Source organism: Verrucosispora sioxanthis (genome assembly GCF_010560025.1).
GTDB lineage: Bacteria > Actinomycetota > Actinomycetes > Mycobacteriales > Micromonosporaceae > Micromonospora > Micromonospora palythoicola.
Genome location: NZ_SAIY01000011.1, coordinates 166,515 through 187,834 on the forward strand (window position 1 = coordinate 166,515; position 21,320 = coordinate 187,834).

Annotated in this window: 19 protein-coding genes and 1 pseudogene; 10 read left to right on the top strand and 10 right to left on the bottom strand. The window is 69.7% G+C overall.

Annotated elements, in window-relative coordinates:
* Positions 1-240 precede the first annotated feature (240 nt).
* The 3 genes from ENC19_RS25935 (at position 241) to ENC19_RS25945 (ending at position 2,214) form a co-directional block, all read left to right on the top strand.
* A complete protein-coding gene (locus ENC19_RS25935) occupies positions 241-1,224 on the top strand; it encodes an MDR family NADP-dependent oxidoreductase (protein WP_208021018.1) in 984 nt (327 codons plus the stop codon).
* A gap of 15 nt (positions 1,225-1,239) precedes the next feature.
* A complete protein-coding gene (locus tag ENC19_RS25940) occupies positions 1,240-1,650 on the top strand; it encodes a MerR family transcriptional regulator (RefSeq protein WP_164449667.1) in 411 nt (136 codons plus the stop codon).
* Positions 1,651-1,773: 123 nt separating this feature from the next.
* On the top strand, positions 1,774-2,214 hold the full coding sequence (locus ENC19_RS25945) for a hypothetical protein (protein WP_164449668.1): 441 nt from the start codon (positions 1,774-1,776) through the stop codon (positions 2,212-2,214).
* Between the two features lie 175 nt (positions 2,215-2,389).
* Here the strand turns inward: ENC19_RS25945 and ENC19_RS25950 are convergent, their stop codons facing one another.
* Both ENC19_RS25950 and ENC19_RS25955 read right to left on the bottom strand, forming a co-directional pair.
* Positions 2,390-4,867 carry an FtsX-like permease family protein gene (locus ENC19_RS25950; protein ID WP_208021019.1) on the bottom strand — a complete coding sequence of 826 codons (2,478 nt, stop codon included), beginning with the start codon at positions 4,865-4,867 and terminating at the stop codon, positions 2,390-2,392.
* A gap of 53 nt (positions 4,868-4,920) precedes the next feature.
* Entirely contained in the window at positions 4,921-5,631 is a 711-nt protein-coding gene (locus ENC19_RS25955; protein WP_164449670.1) for an ABC transporter ATP-binding protein, read from the bottom strand.
* A 721-nt stretch (positions 5,632-6,352) separates the two neighbouring features.
* Here ENC19_RS25955 and ENC19_RS25960 point away from each other — a divergent pair.
* The 5 genes and pseudogenes from ENC19_RS25960 to ENC19_RS29670 all read left to right on the top strand — a co-directional run bounded on the left by ENC19_RS25960 (position 6,353) and on the right by ENC19_RS29670 (position 11,099).
* On the top strand, positions 6,353-7,774 hold the full coding sequence (locus tag ENC19_RS25960; protein WP_164449671.1) for a phosphatase PAP2 family protein: 1,422 nt from the start codon (positions 6,353-6,355) through the stop codon (positions 7,772-7,774).
* Positions 7,775-8,090: 316 nt separating this feature from the next.
* Entirely contained in the window at positions 8,091-9,869 is a 1,779-nt protein-coding gene (locus ENC19_RS25965) for a glycosyltransferase (protein ID WP_164449672.1), read from the top strand.
* Positions 9,870-10,280: 411 nt separating this feature from the next.
* Positions 10,281-10,511 carry a hypothetical protein gene (locus ENC19_RS25970; RefSeq protein WP_164449570.1) on the top strand — a complete coding sequence of 77 codons (231 nt, stop codon included), beginning with the start codon at positions 10,281-10,283 and terminating at the stop codon, positions 10,509-10,511.
* Between the two features lie 20 nt (positions 10,512-10,531).
* Positions 10,532-10,849 (top strand): annotated as a pseudogene (locus tag ENC19_RS31980) (DedA family protein); the annotation flags it as partial.
* Positions 10,850-10,889: 40 nt separating this feature from the next.
* A complete protein-coding gene (locus ENC19_RS29670; RefSeq protein WP_208021026.1) occupies positions 10,890-11,099 on the top strand; it encodes a hypothetical protein in 210 nt (69 codons plus the stop codon).
* Here the strand turns inward: ENC19_RS29670 and ENC19_RS25980 are convergent.
* The 3 genes from ENC19_RS25980 to ENC19_RS25990 form a co-directional block, all read right to left on the bottom strand.
* On the bottom strand, positions 11,032-12,609 hold the full coding sequence (locus ENC19_RS25980; RefSeq protein WP_208021020.1) for a HAMP domain-containing sensor histidine kinase: 1,578 nt from the start codon (positions 12,607-12,609) through the stop codon (positions 11,032-11,034). The genes ENC19_RS29670 and ENC19_RS25980 overlap by 68 nt on opposite strands.
* A complete protein-coding gene (locus tag ENC19_RS25985; RefSeq protein ID WP_301282344.1) occupies positions 12,606-13,289 on the bottom strand; it encodes a response regulator transcription factor in 684 nt (227 codons plus the stop codon). Before ENC19_RS25985 ends, ENC19_RS25980 begins: the two co-directional genes overlap by 4 nt.
* 449 nt (positions 13,290-13,738) lie before the next feature.
* Entirely contained in the window at positions 13,739-14,368 is a 630-nt protein-coding gene (locus ENC19_RS25990; protein ID WP_164449674.1) for a TetR/AcrR family transcriptional regulator, read from the bottom strand.
* A gap of 129 nt (positions 14,369-14,497) precedes the next feature.
* On the opposite strand from ENC19_RS25990, the gene ENC19_RS25995 reads away from it, so the two are divergent.
* Together ENC19_RS25995 and ENC19_RS26000 are read left to right on the top strand one after the other, a co-directional pair.
* A complete protein-coding gene (locus tag ENC19_RS25995) occupies positions 14,498-15,277 on the top strand; it encodes an SDR family NAD(P)-dependent oxidoreductase (protein WP_164449675.1) in 780 nt (259 codons plus the stop codon).
* The gene (locus tag ENC19_RS26000; RefSeq protein ID WP_164449676.1) at positions 15,274-15,729 is read left to right on the top strand and encodes a nitroreductase/quinone reductase family protein; all 456 of its coding nucleotides are present in this window, start codon (positions 15,274-15,276) and stop codon (positions 15,727-15,729) included. The genes ENC19_RS25995 and ENC19_RS26000 overlap by 4 nt, the downstream gene beginning before the upstream one ends.
* A 1,497-nt stretch (positions 15,730-17,226) precedes the next feature.
* On the opposite strand, the gene ENC19_RS26005 is transcribed toward ENC19_RS26000, so the two are convergent.
* From ENC19_RS26005 to ENC19_RS26025, 5 genes are all read right to left on the bottom strand, one after another.
* Positions 17,227-17,880, bottom strand: a complete 654-nt coding sequence (locus tag ENC19_RS26005) for a choice-of-anchor M domain-containing protein (protein ID WP_164449677.1) — start codon at positions 17,878-17,880, stop codon at positions 17,227-17,229.
* On the bottom strand, positions 17,877-18,524 hold the full coding sequence (locus ENC19_RS26010; protein ID WP_164449678.1) for a choice-of-anchor M domain-containing protein: 648 nt from the start codon (positions 18,522-18,524) through the stop codon (positions 17,877-17,879). The genes ENC19_RS26005 and ENC19_RS26010 overlap by 4 nt, the downstream gene beginning before the upstream one ends.
* A gap of 120 nt (positions 18,525-18,644) precedes the next feature.
* Positions 18,645-19,583, bottom strand: a complete 939-nt coding sequence (locus ENC19_RS26015; RefSeq protein ID WP_164449679.1) for an anchored repeat-type ABC transporter permease subunit — start codon at positions 19,581-19,583, stop codon at positions 18,645-18,647.
* Positions 19,583-20,326 (bottom strand): anchored repeat-type ABC transporter ATP-binding subunit, encoded by a 744-nt coding sequence (locus ENC19_RS26020; protein WP_164449680.1) that lies wholly within the window; start codon positions 20,324-20,326, stop codon positions 19,583-19,585. Before ENC19_RS26020 ends, ENC19_RS26015 begins: the two co-directional genes overlap by 1 nt.
* A complete protein-coding gene (locus ENC19_RS26025) occupies positions 20,323-21,309 on the bottom strand; it encodes a choice-of-anchor M domain-containing protein (protein WP_235945117.1) in 987 nt (328 codons plus the stop codon). The genes ENC19_RS26020 and ENC19_RS26025 overlap by 4 nt, the downstream gene beginning before the upstream one ends.
* Between the last annotated feature and the right edge of the window lie 11 nt (positions 21,310-21,320).

Here is a 21,320-nt window from a genome sequence, read left to right on the forward strand (position 1 = left end):
GCGGCCGTAGCGCCAGCGGCGTCCCTGCGCGGCATCCCGTACCTCCCGGCAGTGACGATAGCGACGCGCAAGGTCGACGCCGACGTGCCGTGGCCCAGAAAGTACAGCCTGCTGTACCAGTCCTGTGGGTGCCCTTGAGACTTGCAGTTGACGCATGGGTCAGGGTTTACGGTCGCGCTCCACTGACCGAACAAGGAGCGTCACGTGCCGTCACTGCCTTCCGTCCATCGTCAGGTTCAGTTGCTCACAACTCCGGACGGCCTGCCGCGCCCGGAGGACTTCACCGTCGTCGAGGTCCCGGTGCCGCCCCGCGCGTCCGGCGAGGTCCTGGTCCGCAACCGTGCCTTCCTGGTCTCCGCGGCCCTGCTCCGGACCCTCATCGGCGCGGCCGCGGCGGGACTGCCCGGCCCGCGACCCGGCGATCCGCTGCCCGGCACCGCGATCGGCGAGGTCGTCGCCGCCCCCGACTCCAGCGGCCTGCGTCCGGGTGAGCTGGTCGGCCACGACCTCGGCTGGCGCGAGTACGCGGTCGTCCCGGTCGACCGGTGCCGTCGGCTCGGAGACTCGCTACCGGATCCGCTGGCTCACCTGTCGCAGGGCTGGACCGCGTACGCGGCGCTGACCCGCACCGCCGCCGTCCGTACCGGCGACACGGTGCTCATCACCGGCGCCGCCGGCGCCGTCGGTTCCCTCGCCGGCCAGATCGCCCGTCGTCTCGGCGCGGCCAGAGTCATCGGCACCACCGGCTCACCGGCGAAGGCCCGCGTCCTGACCACCGAACTCGGCTACGACGCGGTCATCGTTCGCGGAGCGGGACCGATCACCACTCAGCTCGCCGACACCGCTCCGGACGGCATCGACGTGGCGCTCGACACCGTCGGCGGCGAACAACTTCAGGCGGCGGTGCACGCCGCCCGGCCCCACGCCCGCATCGTGCTGATCGGCGCGCTGTCGGCGCAACTCGCCGCCGAGGGCACCGGCACGACCGCCCCGCTGGAACTGGACCTCGTACCCATCGTGCTCAAGCGAATCAGCTTGCGCGGGTCCAACGCCGCCGACCACCCCGACGCGCTCGCCGAATGGACGCAGCGGTTCGGCGCCTGGCTGCACACCGGCAACATCCGGTTTCCGCATACCCGCATCCATGGAATCGACCGGGCCGCCCGAGCGTTCCAGGATGTCGTCGAGGGACGGCACGTCGGCGCCGTCCTCGTGGAGCTCTGACAGTCGGGAGGCACGATGCGTATCGGTGACGCCGCGGCGGCAGCGGGCACCACCCCGCGGGCGTTGCGCTTCTACGAACAGCGAGGACTGCTGCCGCCACCGATACGCACCCGCACCGGGCAACGGACCTACCGCAATGCCGACGTGGCCCGAGTGAAGATCATCCGTGAGTTGCTGTCGCTCGGCCTGACCGTCGACGACATCGCCACCCTCAGCGACCATCTTCATCTGCTCGACGGCGACACTCTGCCCGAACACACTGTTCCCGACCGCATCCGGCTGCCTCAGGCGAGTGAGATGTTCCGCCGCCGGTTGGAGATCATCGACGAGCACATCGCACGGCTGACCCGACTGCGGCAACTGCTGTCCGTCTGCCACGCCCAGTTGGCCGAGCAGGCGCCGCCCGCGACGGTGGACACCCATTGACCCGCTCTTCCTGCGCTGATCTGAGCGAGCCCGCCTACCAGGTGATTCGCTTCCTGGACGCTCGCGAGGGATGCCCGTCGCACGAGCAACCAACCGACCACGAGGGCATGTGACCATGTCGGGGTGATCGCCGTGGAGTTCGACGCACCCGTTGATGCGCCAATGCAGGTCACCGGGTTCGAGTTGGGACACGTCAGCCTGCGCTGGGACGGTGGATCCCACAGTTCCCGCCAGCTCGGGTCCCGCGGGTTGCTGATGGTGTATCTCGCCGCAGCGGACATGCTCAACGGCGTTGCGACCCTGGCGGCGGGCCGCGACGCCAGCTACGTGTTGACCGGCGCCTCCAGCGGCTGGAGTTTCGCGGTGCGCCGTACCCGCCGTCATGGACTGCAGCTGAGCACGCCCGCCGGACGGCTGCTCTGCCACAGCTCCGAGGCTGACTACGCAACAGCAGTCTGGCGCGGCACCGAACGATTGCTGACAGCCCGCACGCCGATCGACGGCGGACCCATGGCCGACCTGCAGGCCGCCATCGCCGCTTTCCCGGACGCCTACCGACGCTGACGCGTCCATCAATCGTCGTGACCGAGCCACCGATGGCCGGATCGCGACCGGTGCGGTGATCCGTGTGCGTCACGGCATGATCATCGTCGCGACCGATGGCGGGCGCGTACTCCGCCGGGGGTCACTGCACCGGGACCGTTCGTGGGCCGTCCGGTCCAGGCGCAGGACCTGCGTGTCAGCGGTCCCGGCCCGCCAGCTCGAGCACGGGCACCCGGGAGACGCGGAACGCGGGCCACGCCGCAGCGACGATGCCGGCTGCGACCGCGATGACGAGCGTCACCGCGAGACGGGACCACGGTACGACGACGGACGGGATCTCCGCGCCACCGGTGACGTCGATCAGCGCCCAACCGAAGCCGACTGCGACGGCGATACCGATCGATGCTGCCACGAACGACAGGAGAGCCACCTCGAGCCGCACGATTCGACGCAGCTCTCGGCGAGTCGCGCCGACCGCTCGCAGCAGCCCGAGCTCTCCTGAGCGTTCATTGATCGCGAGCGCCGTGGTGTTGGCGACTCCGAGCAGCGCGATCAAGCTCGCCAGGATGAGCATCCCGTCGATGAAATTCCCGAACGCGGCGATCTCGCTCCCGCTGTCGGCGACGTGTTCCGCCCGGGTCTCGAAGAACGACCCGGGCGTGGCTCGGACCAGCGCCCTCACGTCTTCCTCGGCGTCCGCGACCACGCCGTCGGCCAGGTCGACGAACAACAGAGCGTCGAGCAGACGACCGACCGAGGCGTGGAGTGTCGCACGGTCGACGAAGTACAGAGGGGCTTCGAAGCCGCCGGTGCTCCTCGCGACCACGGCAACGATCGGCGCCTCGAGTGTCGAGCGTTCGAATTCGATCGCGAGGGTGCTGCCGAGCAGCGTCGGGTCGTCGCCGACCACGGCCACGCCCCCCTCGCTCAGGTCGGCGAGGTCGCCGGCGATCGGGTCGAGGTCGAACGTGGTGGACAGTGTTGTCGGGTCGATGCCGCCGATCGCCTCGGCTTTTCCTGCCACGATCCCTTCAGCGGTCGACAGCGCAGCGACGGCGTCGACGTCGGGCAACGCTGCGATCCGGCCGGCCAGGGTGGGGTCGATCGTCGGGAAGTCGGGGGTCGCCGACGTGACCACCACGTCCGCCTGAAGTCCTTCACGAACGTCCGTCCCGACCGCGCTCGTCAGCGAGCTCGCGAAGATCGCGAACATCGTCACCATCGCGGTGCCGAGCATGAGCGCGAGCGCCGTCGACGCCGATCGGCGGGGGCTCGCAGCCAGGTTGCCCGCTGCGATCGCGCCACACACACCGGCGACCCGGCGGGCCATCTGAGCGCTCCCACGCGCTGCGGCGGTCACGAGCGCCGGGCCGCACAGCACGAGCGCCGGGACGATGGCAACGACGAGTACGGCCCACGTCGCGCTCGAGCGCACCACAGCCAAAGTTCCTCCAGCGATCGCCGCCGCGGCGAGCACGAGCCCGCTCGCAGTTCGCGCCGGGCTCACGACCCGGGGTTCCGCCGCGCTCTCGCGCAGCGCCTCGATCGGTGGTGTCGCCGCCGCACGGCGAGCCGGGATCCATGCCGAGAGGATCGTTGCGCCGATACCGACGGTCGCGGCGACCGCGATCGAGGTCGTGCTCACGATCGACGGACCGGTGAGCAATGTGATCCCGGCGAGTCCGACGAGCCAACGCAGCGCGCCCACTCCCGCGACCCCGCACACGAGGCCGACGAGCGTGGCGATCGTCCCGACGAGCGCGGCCTCGATCACCACTCCGCCGAGCAGTTGGCGTCGTTCCGCACCGATCGCACGCAGCAGCCCCGACTCCCGTCGGCGGCGGGCGACGGTGAGCGCGAACGTGTTGAAGATGATCGTCACACCGATCAAGACCGCGATCACGGCGAAGGCCAGGAGGAACACGGTCAGGAACTGCAGCGGTGACGTCGCGGCGTCCTGCATCGTCCGGATGTGGTCGGGTCCGTCGATGACCTCGGCATCGGTCAGCGCCGACAATCGGCCGAGCACCTCGGCGCGGTCAGCGCCCTCCGCGATGTCGACGAGCACCTCCGTCGGCGCCGCGGTGTCGAGCCAGGCGGACACCGCTCCGTCGGGCAACAGCACCGTTCGCTGCAGCGGTGCCGCATCCGCCGACGCGAACGTCGCGACACCGGTGATGGTCGCGTCGTACATCCCCGTCGTGGTCAGCACCTGTACGACGTCACCCGGAGCCAAACCTGCGTCATCGGCGAGCGATCGGTCGATCACGATTTCGCCGACCTCGGTCGGTGGTCGCCCGCTCGCGAGCCGGAACGGATTGAGCACCGGGTCGGCGACCCAGTTGCGACCCACGTCGCTCGCCGTGCCGGTTCCGACTGACGATCCGTCGACGACCAGCTTCGCGAAGCCGACCCATTGCGAGGCGGCCCCGTCGACGCCATCGACCGTGGCCACGCGCTCGGTGATGTCGGGATCCAGTGACCGCCGAACCGACCTTTCCGGATCTCCCGGCCCTCCCCCGGGCTCGCCGAGCACGACGCCCTGCACCACGGCGTCCGTCCCGGCCAACGCTTCGGCGATGTCACCGGCCGCTCGGCCACGCATCGAGTCGGACAGCACCAGCGTCGCGACGAGGAACGCCACCGACAGCATGATCGCCGTGCCCGTCAGCACGAGCCGACCCCGACTCGCGAGCACGCTTCGAGCCGCACTCCGCATCATCTGGCTCATCGCCCCAGGCGCTTCATCACGTCAAGCACCGAACCGGCCGACGGATGATCCATCACGTCGTGCACTCGGCCGTCGACGACGAACACGACACGGTCCGCCCAGGCAGCGGCGTTGGGATCGTGCGTGACCATCACGATCGACTGGTGATGCAGATCGACCGCTGATCGCAGGAATCCGAGGATCTCCTGTCCAGACCGCGTGTCGAGGTTGCCGGTGGGCTCGTCGGCGAAAACCACCTGTGGCTGGGCGACCAGCGCCCGGGCGACGGCGACTCGCTGTTGCTGGCCACCCGAGAGCTCCGTCGGCCGATGATGCATGCGGTCACCGAGGCGCAGCAGCGCCACGACCTGATCGAGCACTGCGACATTCGGCCGGCGTCCCGACAACGCCAACGGCAGGCAGATGTTCTCCTCGGCCGTGAGCGTCGCCACGAGATTGAACGCCTGGAACACGAACCCGATCCGTTCGCGGCGAAGCCTGGTCAACTCGCGGTCGTTGAGCGCCGACAGATCGGTGTCGCCGACGAACGCGCGGCCCGACGTCAGTTGATCCAGCCCGGCGGCGCAGTGCATCATCGTCGACTTTCCCGAACCCGACGGTCCCATCACAGCCGTGAACTTCCCCGCCGGGAACGTGATGGTGACGTCGTCGAGCGCGACGACGGCCGACCGACCGGAGCCGTATCGCTTGACGGCGCCGACGAGCATGGCCGCAGCGTCGGCTGACGGCGCGCTCCCGGACTGCCGATCGACGACCGTGGAATCTGGACGTGCGGACACGAGACCTCCGATGAGTGGTTGATCAGGGTTTGTAAGGGGATCCGACAAGTGGCTTCGCCTACTTACGGGTTGCGTCGCTTGTCTGAGGCCTAGTGATACGCAGCGAACCTGAGGCGACCGTTAATGCGGCGCTCAGGCCGGGTGGCCGAATCAGGTGCCCAGCGCACCCACCAGCGTGGTGGCTTCGAGGTTTGTCCGGCAGAGCACCAAGTCCCGCTGGTGGCGGATGAAAGATCGCCCCGGTCCACCCGGACGTGTGGGAGTACGACGTCGGCGGCTTGTGCACCGTTCGTCACTGTTCTTAACAGTGGTACTCGTCCGTGCCGCCCTCCGGCGGCACGATCCGGTCGCGGCCGGCGCCGAACTGTTGTCGGCGCCGGCCGCAGGCGACGACAGCGAACGCCGTCGCCAGCGCAACGGTGGCCGCCCCGAACCTCCGCAGTGGGCTGTCAAGCCTCGTCATGGCCTGAACGCCAGGCCCGATTCCGTCCTGTTTCGTCGTACTGCGGTCGTCATCCTCGGCCGAGCGGCGGTACCACGGTGCCACTTCACCTTCACCGCCCCGCACGTCCATTAATCGTCGTCTCAGGTTCGCTCGGTACGAAGCCGGCATCGGACAAGCGATGTAACTCGTACCTGGAGGCCATTGATGGCAGTCGACGTGGCGACGTGCGGGGAAGCGCCGCCCGGTCGGCTGGCCGGCCGGTGGGTGCCGCTGCTGGTCGTCGCGATCGGGATCGGGTTCGGGCTGTTGGTGCTCCTCGTCCGGTTGCACCTGGAGCCGCTGACGATCGTCGACCGCGGTGTCGTCCGGGTGCTCAACGAGGTCGTGTCGCCGCGGCCGTACCTGGTGAACGCACTCGACGGGACAACCCAGCTGGGCGGGCGGCCGGTCATGCACTGGCTGGTCGGCGTCGCCGCGTTGCTGCTGCTGGTGCGCCGGCGGGTCCGTCTCGCCGTCTACCTGCTGGCCACCACCGCCGGCGCGCTGCTGCTCGACCCGTCGGTGAAGTCGCTGGTCGGCCGGTTGCGCCCGGTGGTCGAGGCACCGGTGGCGATCGCGTCCGGCAACAGCTTCCCGAGTGGGCACGCGCTCGGGTCGACGGTGGTCTACGGCGCGCTGCTGCTCGTGTTCCTGCCCGCGGTGCGCTACCGGAAGCTGTTCACGGCGGCCGTCGCACTGCTCGTGGTCGCGATCGGGGTGACCCGGGTCGCGCTCGGCGTGCACTACCTGACCGACGTGCTGGCCGGTTGGCTGCTCGGCGCGCTGTGGCTGAGCGTCACGGCGTACGCGTTCCGGCTGTGGCGGCGCGAGGCGGGGCACCCGGTGGCACCGCTCGACGACGGCCTGAAGCCGGAGGCCGATGAGGCGGTCAAACCGGCGCCGGACTCCAGCCGCCCGATCCCGCACCGGTGGGTCAAGGCCACCGAGATCCTGACCGGCTGGGTGTTCACGTTCGGCATCCTGTACGTCGTCGGCTACCTGTTGAAGAACCGCACCGAGGGCACCTGGCTGGGACGTTTCGACGACGGCGTGGTCCGGTGGCTGCAGACGTTGCGCACGCCCACGCTGGACGAGGTGAGCTGGGTGTGGAGCAATGCCGGCGACATCCGCGCCATCCTGGCCATCTCGCTGGTGTTCTGCTCGATCGCGTTGGCCGTGTGGCGGCAGTGGCGACCGGTGGTGTTCGTGGTGCTCACCATGGTCGGCGAGCTCACCCTGTTCCTGTGCACCGCGGCCAGCGTCCAGCGGGGCCGCCCGCCGGTGCCGCAGCTCGACAGCCCGATGTCCACGTCGTCGTTCCCGTCGGGGCACATCGCCGCGACGATGTGCATCTGGGTGGCGGTCGCGGTCCTGATCATGGACCGGGTGAGCAGCCGGTGGCGCTGGTTCGCCGTGGTGCTCGCGGTGGTCGTGCCGGCCGGTGTCGCGCTGTCCCGGATGTACCGCGGCACGCACCACCCGACCGACCTGCTCGGCGCCGCGATGCTGACCGCGCTCTGGGTCGGCCTGCTGTGGTGGTTGCTAAGGCCGAACGTGCGGGCAGCGCCGGCCGACGTGCGTACGTGACGCTGCGCTTCGTCACCTCGACGCCACCACGCTGGTGCGTGCGCTGGGCACCTGGTTCGGCCACCCGGCCTGAGCGCCGCATTAACGGTCGCCTCAGGTTCGCTCCGCATCACTAGGCCTCAGACAAGCGACGTAACCCGCCTGTAGGGGGCTTAGTGATGGCAGTCGACGCAGCGCCGCCCGGGGAAGCACCGGCCGGTCGGTTGGCAGGCCGGTGGGTGCCGTGGTCGGTGATCGCATTCTCTACCACGGAGCTACATCGGTCGGCCCCGCGGAGGGACGATCGGTGCGAAACCTTCGGCCGAAGCTTCTCGGCATGGATCTGACCCAGGCCGTGCTCGAGCACCCCTACCTGGTGCTCGGTCTCTTCGTGCTCATCGAGGGCCCGGCCGCGACGATCACCGCGGGCACCTTGGTGGGCGCCGGCGCTGCGGCGTTCTGGCCGATCTGGGTGATCGTCGCGCTGGCCGAGGTGGTGGGCGACAGCCTGCTCTACCTCGTCGGCCGGTCCGCCCGGCGGCCCTGGGTGGCGTCCCTGCTGAGCAGGCTCAAGGTGACGGCTCTGCTCGACCGGCTGACCAGGATGTCACTGCCTCGGCTGGTGATCACCGCCAAGCTCGTCGACGTCTTCGCCCTCCCGGCGTTCGTGTCGGCGGGACTCGCCGGGCTCCCGTACCGCAGATTCGCCGCCTGGGTGGGTGCCGCCGCCGCGGTCCGCGGCCTGGTGCTGATCGGTCTCGGCGCTCTCCTCGGCAGCCAACTGTCCGGCCTGCTCGCACTGCCCGGCGGCATCTTCCTGCTCACCGCGGCCGTCGCCGTGCCGGTCGCTGTCTTCCACCACTTCATGAAGCGACACCACCTACGAAAAGCCACACCATCTACGAAAGGTAGTTGTCCCATGCGCATTCTCATCGGTGCCGACACCTACGCCCCGCACGTCAACGGGGCGTCCTACTTCGCCCAGCGCCTGGCCGTGGCACTGACCGCCCGGCACGAGGTGCACGTGATCGCGCCGTCGACGGACACCCGCACCCTTGCCAGCATGTCCAGCGACGGCGTCGTCGAGCACCGCGTGCGTTCCTTGCCGGTGCCGGGTCACTCAGGTTTCCGGTTCTGCCCGCCACTGGGGCTGCGCGCGGCAGCGCGCCGGATCCTCGACGAGGTCCAGCCCGACGTGGTGCACGTGCAAAGCCACTTCCCGCTGTGCCGGGCGCTGGTCGACGCGGCGCGCGAGCGCGGCCTGTTCATCATCGCCACCAACCACTTCATGCCCGAGAACCTGATCCACTACCTGCCCATCGGCAATGCTGGCCGGGCGAGGGCGCACGAGTGGGCATGGCGCGACGCCGCCCGGGTGTTCGCCAAGGCAGACATCGTCACGGCCCCGACCCCGTACGCCGCCACGCTCGCCGTCGTCTCCGGTGTGTCCGGGCCGGTCCTGCCCATCTCGTGCGGAATCGACCTCACCCGCTTCCGCGAGCAGGCGCCCGCGGCCGAATTCCGATGGGCCTACAGCCTCGCGCACAAGCCCACCATCACGTACGTGGGCCGACTCGACGCCGAGAAGAACCTCGACGTCGTGATGCGGGTGTTCGCGCTGGTGCGGCGCTCCCTCGATGTCCAGTTGCTCCTGGTCGGCACCGGGGCCGAGAAGCGGACACTGCGGTCGCTCGCCGGGGAGCTGGGCGTCGCCGAGCATGTCACGTTCACCGGCTTCATCCCTGACGAGGACCTTCCCTCCGCATACGCGGCGTCGACGGTCTTCGTCAACGCGGGCACCGCCGAGTTGCAGAGCCTGGTCACGCTCGAGGCGATGGCCAGCGGAAGGCCCGTGATCGGCGCCGATGCCGCAGCCCTGCCCCACCTCGTACGGGACGAGGAGACCGGCTACCTGTTCCCGCCCGGCGACGTTGTCGTGCTCGCCGAGCGACTGCTCACCGTGCTCTGCGACCCGAAGCACGCGGAAGAGCTGGGGCACCGGGCTCGTGCCGTGGCCGAGCAGCACGACCAGACCCGCACGGTGTCCGCGTTCGAGCAGCTCTACCGGATCCGTCCGGCCCGTGAGGCGCCCGCGCCCGCCGAGGTCGCCGCATGACAGCGACGACCGTCCGGCCAGGCACCTCCCGCTGGTACCGCAACGCCCAGCTGAGCCTGGGCCTGGGCACGGCGGCCGGATCGGGCCTGCTGCTGGTCGGCGACGTCGACCCGGTGGACCAGATGGTCAGCGAATCGATCCGGACCGTGCCGGGCGCCGTCCTGCTGGCCCTGGCGGCGTGCGGGCTCGCGGCAGCCGGCGGATGGCTCCTGGCCGGCGCCCGGCGCGTGCTGCCACCGGCCTGGCCCCTCACCCTGCTGCTGTCGGTGTGGTGCGTGTCCCTGGTCGCGGTGGTGGTGTTCCCCACGAACCTGCCGGGGACCGAACCGGGCGTCGCCGCCGGGCTGCATCGCTTCGGCGCGGCGCTGATGGCGGTGCTCCCACCGCTCTTCGCCCTGCTCATCGTCAAGCGTGCCGGGCGGGGGCCGACCGGCCCGGGTCCGCTGGCTGCGCGCGGCCGGGTGGTCAGCGTTCGCCGCGTGCGTCGTGTTCGCGGCGGTGAACGGGCCGGCGGTGCTGCTCGGCCAAGGTCCTCTCCCGTTCGCGGGCCTGGCCGAACGGGTTCTGCTGGCGCTCGTGCTCGTCGTGGTCGGGCTCTGCGCCTGGGTGCTCGAAGGGGAGGAGCGGTCCCGATGGACCTGATGGTCATGGTCGAGAACGCGATGACCTCTCCGGCCATCTACCTGGCGATCCTCGCGCTGACGATCCTCGACGCGTTCCTGCCGTTCCTGCCGTCGGAGTCGGTCGTCATCGCGGCGGCGGTCTTCGCCGTGTCGGGCATCCCGTCGCTTCCGCTGATCATCGTGCTCGCCGCGCTGGGCGCCTTCGTCGGTGATCACGTCGGCTATCTCATCGGGCGCCTGTTGCGCGAGCGCCGTCCGGGCGGCCGCCTGATCCGCGCGGCCGACAGAATCGCCCCGCACCTGCACCGCCGGGGCGGTGCCCTGATCATCGCGGGCCGGTTCGTCCCCGGCGGCCGCACCGCGATCGTGACCGCCAGCGGTGCCACCGGCTACCCGCTTGCCCGCTTCACCCTGTTTCACCGCCATCGCCGCCGTCACCTGGGCCGGCTACTCCGGCCTGATCGGCTACCTCGGCGGCGCCGCCTTCGAATCCAACTCGACGCTGGGCCTGGCGGTCGGCCTCGGTCTCGCCCTGTCCATCACCGCGCTCGGCGAACTGGTCCGCTACGTGTTGCGCCGCCGCCGAGCGGCGACCGCGGCGGGATGACCGCCGCGGGGCCATGCCCGAGGGCCGCCGTCCTCGTCGCGCCGCCGGAACGGGGCGGGTCAGCGCACCGCGCTGTCCTCTCCGGCGGCGCGGCGCGCGATCGGGGCGGGCGCGGTAGCGGCCGGAAGGTCGACCGGAGCAAAGCGCCACCGCGTGCGGAGCGGGCGACGGCAGCCCGGCCACCGTGGGCGTCGACGACCCGCTGCACGATCGACAGCCCGAGACCGGATCCCGGCAACGCCCGGGCACTGTCGGCACGGTAGAACCGGTCGAACACCCGCGGTACGTCAGCGGCGTCGATGCCCGGCCCGGCGTCGTCGACCTCGAGCACCGCCGAGGCGCCCTCGGCATGGAGCCGGATCTGGACCGGCTGGTCGGCGGGAGACCACTTGCCGGCGTTGTCGATGAGGTTGAGCACCGCCCGCTGGAGCGCGGCGGGACGGCCGCTCACCCACACGGAGGTCACGTCGAGCGCGATCTCGATGTCGGGTACGCGGGAACGCGCCCGGGTCGCGGCGGCCACCACCACGTCGGCGAGGTCGAGCAGCTCGGTGTTTTCGTCGCTGACGTCACCGCGGGCCAGGTCGGTCAGTTCGGCGGCAAGGGTGCTCAACTCGGCCACCTGGGCACCGAGATCGTTGAGCAGCCGGGTCAGGCTCTCCGCCGGCAGTGCGCTGTCCAGGGTGCCGCGCCGGTCGAGCCGGATCAGCAGCTCGACGTTGAGGCGCAGGCTGGTGAGCGGGGTCTTGAGCTCGTGGGCGGCGTCCTCGGCGAGCAGCCGCTGGGCCTGCCGGGAGTCCCGGAGCGCGGCGAGCATGTCATTGATCGACTGGATCAGCCGACGGATCTCCCCGCCGCCTTCATCCCGGATGTGGGCGTCGAGATCCCGGGTGTGCGCGACACGTTCCGCGGCGGCGGTCAGCCGGTCGATCGGTGCCAGCCCGGTCCGCGCCACGGTCCGCCCGACAAGGGCGCCGCCGACCACGCAGAGCAGCCCGATCAGCAGCATGCCGAACCCGAACTGGTTGACCGGGCTGTCGTCGACGACGCGGGCCACCTGGACCGCGCCGTCGCCCGCCCGGAGCGTGTAGATGAGGTAGCCCTCCTCATCGCTGTCGTTCGACTCCATCAGGTCGGCCAAGCCGCCCTGCGCCACGCGCCCGGCGGGCTCGCTGACCGGGGGCAGCGCGGGTTGGCCGGCCGGCGTCCGGGTCGAGCCGTCGGGCAGGATGACCCGCACCAGCGGACCGGATCCGGGATACGGCGGCAGCGGGACCTGCGCCAGACCGACGCGATCCGCGGTCGCCGCCAGGACACGAGAGTCGGCGCGCAGTTGATTCTCGGCGGTGTCCCGCAGCTGCCAGTCCAGCAGCTCACTGGATACCTGGAAGGCCATGAACACACTGACGGCGATGGCCGTCGCCGCGATCACCGTCAGCCTGGCCCGCAGGGACCGCCGGCGCCACCATCGGGTCAGCCGGCCCGGTTCCCGGCCGGCGGACCTGCTCACGGAGGAGTCTCCCGCAACGTGTACCCCAGGCCGCGCAGCGTGTAGATCAATCGTGGCTCACCCTCGGCCTCCATCTTGCGGCGCAGGTAGCTCACATACACCTGGAGGTTGTTGGCGGTGGCGCTCATGTCGAAGCCCCAGATCGCCTCGAACAGCGCGTCGCGGGTCAACACCCGCGTCGCGTTGCGCAGGAGAACCTCAAGGAGGGAGAACTCGGTCCGGGTCAGGCGCAGCGGCCGCCCGCCCCGCCACGCCTCGAACCTGTCGGGATCGAGCCGGACATCGGCGAACGACAGGACCTGCGACTCGCCGTCGTCCGGCGTACGCCGGCGCAGCAGGGCCCGCACCCGAGCCAGCAACTCCTCAGTGGCGAACGGCTTGGGCAGGTAGTCGTCGGCGCCCGCGTCGAGTCCCGCGACCCGGTCGGAGACCTGGTCACGGGCGGTCAGCATCAGCACCGGCAGATCCCGACCCGCGGCCCGCAACCGCCGGCAGGTCTCCAACCCGCCGAGGCGGGGCATCATCACGTCGAGGATCAGCAGATCCAGCGTGTCACCGCCGGCCCCACCGACCTCGTCGAGCACGGCGAGACCGTTGGCGACGGTGCTGGTGTCGTAACCCTCGACCTGGAGCACCCGCTCGAGCGACTCACGGATGGCCGCGTCATCATCCGCGATCATGATCCGCACCCCGACCCGCCCCCTTCCAGTCGATGCCGTGCTGCTCATTGTCCGCGCCCAAGCTGAGACCAGGATTAGTGCGTTGCTGGGGACCGCGCGCCACGGATTCCTCAAGATTCACGTGACCGATCACGGTGGACGGTCACCCGGGATCGGCCGGCGTACCCGTCAACCATGATCCAGACTGGGCACGTAAGCGCACTGGCCATCACCCACGCGCACGAACCGCCCCTCAGACGGCACGCAGACATCGGAGCACCAGCAGAGCACCGGACTCCCACATAAGAGTCAAGGCCGCCGCAACCAGCGTTTCCGCTGGTTGCGGCGTTGATTGTATGGCGCGCCCGAAGGGACTCGAACCCCTAACCTTCTGATCCGTAGCCGGAACCCGGCGAAACGCCCCAAAGCTGCCGTTCCTTCTATGACGTACTGTTTCAGCCACCGTCCGTTCAGACGGGTGGGGCGGTGCCATACCGGGCGACCATGGTGCGGACGGCTTCGTCCACAACTGCGGTCGTGCGGTCGGGGGTCACCGTCCAGTCCGGGAGCACGAGGCTCGGCCAGAGCAGGTAGTTGGAGATCATCCCGAGGAACTGCGTAGCGGCCATCTCCGGATCAGCCACGTCTGCGGCTCCCGCTTCGCGCTCGGTCACGAGGTAGATCCGGACGGACTCGAAGTACGGCAGTTTGCCGCGCGAGAAGTGCGCCTTGGCCAGTCCGGGAAAGCGTGGCAGTTCGGCGATGACGATGCGGAACAGGTCGGTCATCGCCGGCTGGCTCAACAGCGTCGCGTAGCGCCGGCCGAGCACCGTCAGGCCGGCCGTCAGGTCACCGGCGGGTGGCACCTCGGCGACCTCGCTCTCGGCCCACGAGTCGATGACGATGGCATCGAACAGTGCCGCCTTGGTCGGAAACTGCTTGAACAGCGTCGCTTTCGAAACACCAGCACGGTCGGCAACACGCGCTAGTGATGCCCGGTCGTAGCCCAACTCGAGGAAAAGTTCAGTAGCGGCCCGCACGATGAGCGCGCGCTTCTCCTGCGCCACGCGCTGGTGATAGGCCGACGGCGCTGGGGTCATGCATCCATCATAGCGAGGCGAGTGGGTTGACTCACCACTCGACCCGGGCGTACCTTCGGCAAGGCGAGTCATTCGACTCACCACGCGACCCTACGGGTTGTCGTCTCTCGCTCGTACTCGGAGGATCAGATGCCCCGCTTCACCAATCAGACCGTGCTCGTCACCGGCGGCACCGGTGGACAGGGAGCCAGCCACGTTCGCGCCTTGCACGCCGAAGGCGCCAACGTCGTCATCGGCGACATCGATGCCCAACGCGGCGCCGGCCTGGCTGCCGAACTGGGAGGCGGGGCGCGTTTCGTCGACCTCGACGTCTCCCGGGAGGAGTCGTGGGCCGCCGCCATCGCGGAGACCGAAAAGGCATTCGGTGCACTCAACATCCTGGTCAACAACGCCGGGGTGCAGAACCCGCCGGCCCTCATCGAGTCCACCCAGCGGACTACGTGGGCTCGCATCCTCGACGTCAACCTCACCGGCACCTTCCTCGGCATCAAGACAGCCGCACCGGCGCTGCGGCGCGCGGGGGGAGGCGCAATCGTCAACATCGCCTCCACCATGGGCATCGGCGGCACCGCCCTCTACGCGCCCTACGTCGCCAGCAAGTGGGCGGTCCGAGGGCTCACTCAGACCGCTGCCCTCGAGTTGGGCCGCGACAACATCCGCGTCAACGCCATCCACCCCGGCGTCGTCGCCACCCCCTTCATCACCGAGCCGGCCGCCGGCAGCCACGCCCCGATCGCCGACTTCTACTCGCCCGAGCCCTTCGCCGTCCCGCGACTCGGGCAGCCCGCCGACATCACTGCGCTGCTGCTGTTCCTGATCTCACCCCACGCGGCCTTCATCACCGGCGCCGAATATGTCATCGACGGCGGACTGCTCCTCGGCCCCGCACTGCAAAGGGAAGCCGCATGAACCCCGCACACCGTGAGCGCCGCAGGCTTGACCCGCTGGCACACCTGCCGTACGAGATCCGGCGCGCCATCGAGATCACACCCGCAGCCGGAACCCGCGAACGAATCGTGGACATCACCACCACCGGTCGACGTACCGGACTACCCCGTCGCATCGAGATCTTCTTCTATCGCGCCAACGGCGCAACCTACCTGTGCAGCGGAGCGGGCGCCGGCCCGACCGACTGGTACGCGAACCTACGAACCAACCCCACTTTCACCTTCCACCTCAAGAACGGCATCAGAGCGGACCTGCCGGCGCACGCGACCATCGTCACCGACCCCACGGAACGGGCCGCAGTCATCGCAGCCATCGTCGACGACCTCAACCAGCCCCACGACCCTGGCACCATCAGGCCGACCCGATTGCAGGACTGGTCCGCCAGCAGACTGATACGAATCGACTTCGACTGAGCCGCCGCGCTGATCCCTGTCCTCACCATGGTGCTGACCCGACCCGGCGAAGATCACGAGCCGGAAAGAGGCCGCTCGGCTCCTGGCACGCCACGGACCGCCGCAGGTCATGGCGACCCTGCTCGACACGTATCACCCCTCGGACGCGCACCGCGACCCACGCGCGGCGATCGTCGCCGCCGCCCGGCGGCGAATACAGGCCGAGGCGAGCTGGACCATCCTGCGAGCCGCGGTCGACGGTAGCCGGGAGGAACAGCGCGCCGTCCTGGACGCGTTCCCGGACACGATTCCGAACCGAAACCGCCCGGGCCTACGGCGCGCTCATCGGGTCGAACTACACGTCGTTCCGCTTCTCCGAACGCTTGCCGGACAACGGGATCCTGCCCTCGATGGGCTACCTCAGCCCGAACGAGTACGAGACCGCCTGGCACAGCCGCACTCATGGACGCCTGCCTACTCCCCGGTGCCGCGGCCGGCCACTTACTGGACCGGGGGGGGGTTCAGTCAGCGGCGTTTGCCCAACCGGGCCTTAATCTCTCGCAACTTGCGCTGGTTTGACGGCTTGCCGACCTCTTGCCGGCCACGCTCCACCAACTGCCGCCCGCGTGGACTGCGCAGGAAATCCGTGACCCGTCGAATAAGGGCAGACATCTCAGGCTCCTCCAGAATCTCGTTCCTCATCGGTCATACCCAGCACGGCCGGGTACTACTCGCCTGCTCGCCTACGCCCCGTCCAAGGCCTTGGACGACGTCGGGCTGGAGCCAGTGCTGGGGCAGTCCACACGTAACGCCAGGGTGAAGCGTGGGAGCGACGATCCGCGCCTCTGCGACGCTCGCTTCCTCACTCACGGCGACTGGTACCGGTGCACCCCGGACGGGTCGCCCCTGGCGCCGAGGTGATCGCCGGGACTACCACATCACGGACGGCATGGGCACCTCTGTGCTGTGGGCGAACCAATCGCTCCATTTGCCGGCAGACGACGTGGTCGTCGCCCATCAGCATCATCTGCGGGGACGCCTTCCGGGTGAGAGCGCAGGGCAGCGTCCAGATCGTCCTGTGGGGCACCACCAAGAGCATCGCCGGCGAGCTGCCGGTCGCTCCTACCACCGGCGGGTGGCCAGCGCCCGGTGCACCCCGATATGCGCTCATAGCCCGGGTCACCACCGGCTCGATGTGGGTCGATAAGACCAGCCGGAGCCATGGGCCCAACTCCTGGTTCCCGGTCGGCACCGACAGCGAATTGCATGCTGTACTCCAGCAATGGCGACCCGATGCCGCAGCTGGTTCCTGCTCTCCTACGGACTCGCCCCGCGTCGGCCTCGCCGTCATCGCCCGCCACTGCCGCTCGCGCATGCCGTCCGGCCCGGTCGCGCGGATCGCAGGCCGGCCGGCGCGAGGCCCTGGTGGGCGACCTGCTCGCGCCGGCCGGGTCCGCCGCTTGCAGGTACCCCTACCTCGGCTGACAGCTGTCTTCGATTACTACCAGGTGGCGGTGGTCAGGGGAGAACCTCGAAGGTCCAGGCCTTGGCGCCGGAGGTGATGGTGGCGCCGTTGGAGGCGAGCTTTGCGGTGACTTCGAAGGTGACGGTGTAGGTGCCGGCGGCGTCGAAGCCCCAGTTGACGTGGGCGTGGGTGTTGCGGTTGACGTTGAGGCTGTCGGGCAGGCCGTTGCCGCTGTCGAACAGCACCGTCGGGGTGCCGCCGGAGACGGTGTAGACGCTGAATCCGGCCGGCCCGGTGACGTTTGTGAGCTTGAAGGTGACGCGGTTGTTCTGGAACACGCCGCTGGGCACCTCGGTGGTGTTCCAGCCGGCCCAGAGCAGTCCGGCGGTGTTGCTCTGGGGCAGCACCCAGGCCTGGCCGCCGGTGCCGAGGAACGACCAGGCGCTGCCGCCGGGCACGGTGAGCTTGGCCGTGGCGGGAACGCGTAGCACGACGTCGGCGGGGTTTCGTTCCACTGACGGGGTGACGGTGTCGTCGAGCAGGTTGACGGCCAGTGCGCCGCCGGCGTAGTCGACGTCGATGACGTCGACGTGGCCGCTGGAGAGCACGACCGGTGCTGCGGCGGCGGGGGTGGCGGTGCCGGCCAGCAGCGCTGCGGCCAGGGTGAGACCGACGAGGAATCGGCTGCGGATACGCACGGGAATCACGACCGCACCACGACGCGCAGGGTGGCGGGTTCGCTGATGACCTGCTGGCCGGTGGCGGCGAGGGTGCCGGTGGCACGGAAGGTGATGCGGTAGGTGCCGGCGCAGTCGAAGGCCCAGTTGGCGTGCGTGTGGTCGCCGGCGGTCACCGCGATGGTGTCGGGCAGGCCGTCGCCGCTGTCGGCGAGGATGGTGGGCTGCCCGACGGCGTTCTCGGTGTAGATGGCGAGTTGGCCGGGTCCGCTGACCGACTGCAGTTTGAGAGCGAGGGCGTCGGCGGTGAAGGTGCCGGGCTCGACCTCCTCGGCGGCGATGCCGGGCCAGACGAGGTTGGTGTTCTGGATCTCGGGCAGGATCCACACCTTCGACACGCCGGGGGTGCCGAGGAATCCGAAGGCGGGGTCGTTGGGGACGGTGACCTTGGCCTGCCGCTTGACGACGATCTTGACCTCGCTGGCGGCGTACTCGACGTCGTTGTCCTCGTCGTGGACGCCGAGTTCCAGTTCGCCGGCCTCGTAGGCGATGTCGACCAGGTCGAGGTGCCCGGAGTTGAACGTCACTACGGATGCCTGCGCCGGTGGCGCTGCCGCGAGCAGCGCCGCGGTCACCGCTCCGGAGGCGAGCAGCAGGCGGATGGGCTTACGCACAGAGAAACTCCTTCCCGTGGTCCCCATTGGACCACAGCTATTAGTAACGATAGTCGTTTTCAATAAGACGGGGAAGGGTCGACCGGGAGCCGTTTCTCACCACCGGCCCGCGGTCCTGGCCTACCGCAGCGACGCCGAGGGGTCCTGCGGGCGCGTGAGATCGGGCACCGACGAGGATCGGACGACGTCGGCGGATTCCCGCCCACGGCAACGACGCATCCGTTTGGTCAGCAGGCCGTGTCGTGGGGCGAGCAGCCAGGCGGCGAGGAAGATGGCGGTGGCGACCAGGACGATGGTGCCGCCGACGGGGGTGTCGTAGCTCCAGGACAGGTAGAGCCCGACGAGCGCCGAGGTGCCGCCGATTGTCGGGGCGAGCAGCATCATCACGCCGAGCCGGTCGGTGAGCAGGCGGGCCGCCGCAGCCGGGGTGATCAGCAGCGCGAGGACGAGGATGTTGCCGATGGTCTGCAGGGAGATGACCACGGCCAGGGTGACCAGGACGTAGAGCACGATGTCGAGCCAGAAGACCGGCAGCCCCATCGCGCGGGACATCTCCCGGTCCAGGCAGAGGGAGACGAATTCCTTGTGCAGGGCGAGCACCAGGCCGAGGATGACCAGGCCGGTGCCGCCGACGACGTAGAGGTCCCGGTCGGGAATGCCGGTGATCGAGCCGAACAGGAACTGTTGAAGTGACCCGGCGTATCCGGGGGCCTGCGAGATGATCACGATGCCGAGGGCGAACGCGCCGACCAGGAAGACCCCGATGATCGAGTCCTCCTTGACGCGCCGGTTCTGGGAGAAGATCGCGATCAGCAGTGCGGTGGCGACGCCGGCGACGGCGCCGCCGAGGACCAGGCTGCCCTGTAGGACGAAGGCGACCGCGATACCCGGGAAGACGGCGTGGGCCACGGCGTCGCCGATGAAGGCCATCCCACGGAGCACGACGTAGCAGCCGACGACACCGCAGACGATGCTGGACATCACCGCGATCGCCAGCGCCTTGGGCAGGAACGCGAGGTCGGGGTTGAACAGGTCGGTGAGGAAGTCGGTGATCGACATCAGGTCGCCCTCACGAGTTTCAGCAGGGGTGAGGTTTCGCTCACGCCGAAGGTCTTGGTCCACAACTCGGCGTCCTGCAGGTCCGCAGGGTGCCCGTCGGCGATGATCCGGCCGTTGAGCAGGAGCAGTCGGGTGCAGGTGTCCACCGCGGCGACGAGGTCGTGGGTGGTCATCAGCACCGCGTGCCCCTCGCCGGCCAGGCTGGTGAACAGCCGGCCCAGCAGTTCCTGGGTGGGCATGTCCAGGCCGGTGAACGGCTCGTCGAGCAGCAGGATGCGCGGCGCGAGGGCGAGAGCCCGGGCGACCAGGACGCGTTGGCGTTGCCCACCGGACAGCTCACCGACCGGCCGCCGGCGCAGTTCGGTGAGCTGTACGCGGTCCAGGGCGTCGCCGACGGACCGCCAGTCGGGCACACCGGGGCGGCGGAGCAGCCCCATGCGGCCGGTCCGGCCGCTCATCACGGCCTGCTCCACGGAGATGGGAAAGTCCCAGGTGAACTCGTGACGCTGCGGGACGTAGCCGATCTCGGACCGGCCGGGACGCGACGGTCTGCCCTCCACCAGCACCCGACCGGCACGGGTGCTGGTCAGTGCCAGGATGGCGCGCAGCAGTGTGGTCTTTCCGGCGCCGTTGGGTCCGAGTAGCCCGACCAGCTCGCCGCGATCGAGGTGCAGCCGTACGTCCCGCAGGACCGCCCGGCCGCCGAGGTCCACGTCCAGCCCGTCGATCTCAAGTGCTCTCACCGTTGATCCTCCGGTGCGGCGATCGCGCGCTCCCGCTCGGCCCGTCGTCGGGCACCGCGTCCGCGCAACAGCAGAACGACCAGGCCGACAGCGAGCACGACGGCAGTCCCGGCCAGCACCGTGATCAGGGGCGTCTGGGAACCACCGGTCCGGTTGTCGGCTCCGACCGGTTCCTGGCCGGGCGGTTCCTGGCCAGCCGGTGCGGCGATGTCCGCGGTGGCGGCGAAGGCCTCGTCGGCGCTGGTGGCGTCTCCCACGGCGAAGCGCAGTGTCCGGGTCGCCGACACCTCCTCGCCGTTGACCAGGTCGGCTGACACCTGCACCGCGACGAGGTAGACACCCGGTGCGGAGAAGACCCAGTTGGCGTGGGTGTGGGTGTTGACCTCGACCCAGAAGGGCTGGGCCGTCGACTCGGCCGATCGCCAGAGCGGTTGCGGCGGTGCGAAGTTGCCCGACTGGAGGTAGGTCGTGAGGGTTCCTGGACCGCGCACGCCGAGCAGGGTCAGGGTGACCCCCCGGTCGATGGTCTGCATCACCCGGGGATCCTGGGTGTTCCAGCCGAGCCAGACGACATCCTGGACCTGGACCTGCGGCACCACGTACGCCTGCTGGCCGGCCTCGATGCCGAGGAAGGCGTACGCCGGGTCGTCGGGAACGGTCTGCTGCGCGGCGTCGGACACCCGCAGCAGCGTGTCGTCGGGGTCACGCCACACCGGTTGCGCCTGCGTGCCGTCGTGGATCAGCAGGGTCCACCTGTCGTCGACGTAGCGGGGACCGATGTCGATGTGTCCGGCGGACAGCTCCACCCGGCCGGTGGCGAGGGGCTGGTCGGCCGCGATCGACTGGCTGAGGTTCGGCGTCGGCTCGGCCGCCCGCGCCGGGGGTGGTGCCAGGGCCTGTGCCGTCGCCAACACGATCGACGTCGCGAGCGCGCCGCGCAGGATGACTGTGGTAGCGCGGGTGCGGCGCGCCCGTCCTGCCATCACTGGTTCCT

Coding starts and splice junctions, on each gene's coding strand:
- ENC19_RS25940 (WP_164449667.1), top strand. CDS start 1,240: ATGCGTATCGGTGACGCCGCGGCGGCAGCGGGCACCACCCCGCGGGCG.
- ENC19_RS25955 (WP_164449670.1), bottom strand. CDS start 5,631: ATGCTCGTCGGCGCCGTCAAGCGATACGGCTCCGGTCGGTCGGCCGTC.
- ENC19_RS25960 (WP_164449671.1), top strand. CDS start 6,353: ATGGCAGTCGACGTGGCGACGTGCGGGGAAGCGCCGCCCGGTCGGCTG.
- ENC19_RS25965 (WP_164449672.1), top strand. CDS start 8,091: ATGGATCTGACCCAGGCCGTGCTCGAGCACCCCTACCTGGTGCTCGGT.
- ENC19_RS25985 (WP_301282344.1), bottom strand. CDS start 13,289: ATGATCGCGGATGATGACGCGGCCATCCGTGAGTCGCTCGAGCGGGTG.
- ENC19_RS25990 (WP_164449674.1), bottom strand. CDS start 14,368: ATGACCCCAGCGCCGTCGGCCTATCACCAGCGCGTGGCGCAGGAGAAG.
- ENC19_RS25995 (WP_164449675.1), top strand. CDS start 14,498: ATGCCCCGCTTCACCAATCAGACCGTGCTCGTCACCGGCGGCACCGGT.
- ENC19_RS26000 (WP_164449676.1), top strand. CDS start 15,274: ATGAACCCCGCACACCGTGAGCGCCGCAGGCTTGACCCGCTGGCACAC.
- ENC19_RS26015 (WP_164449679.1), bottom strand. CDS start 19,583: ATGTCGATCACCGACTTCCTCACCGACCTGTTCAACCCCGACCTCGCG.
- ENC19_RS26025 (WP_235945117.1), bottom strand. CDS start 21,309: ATGGCAGGACGGGCGCGCCGCACCCGCGCTACCACAGTCATCCTGCGC.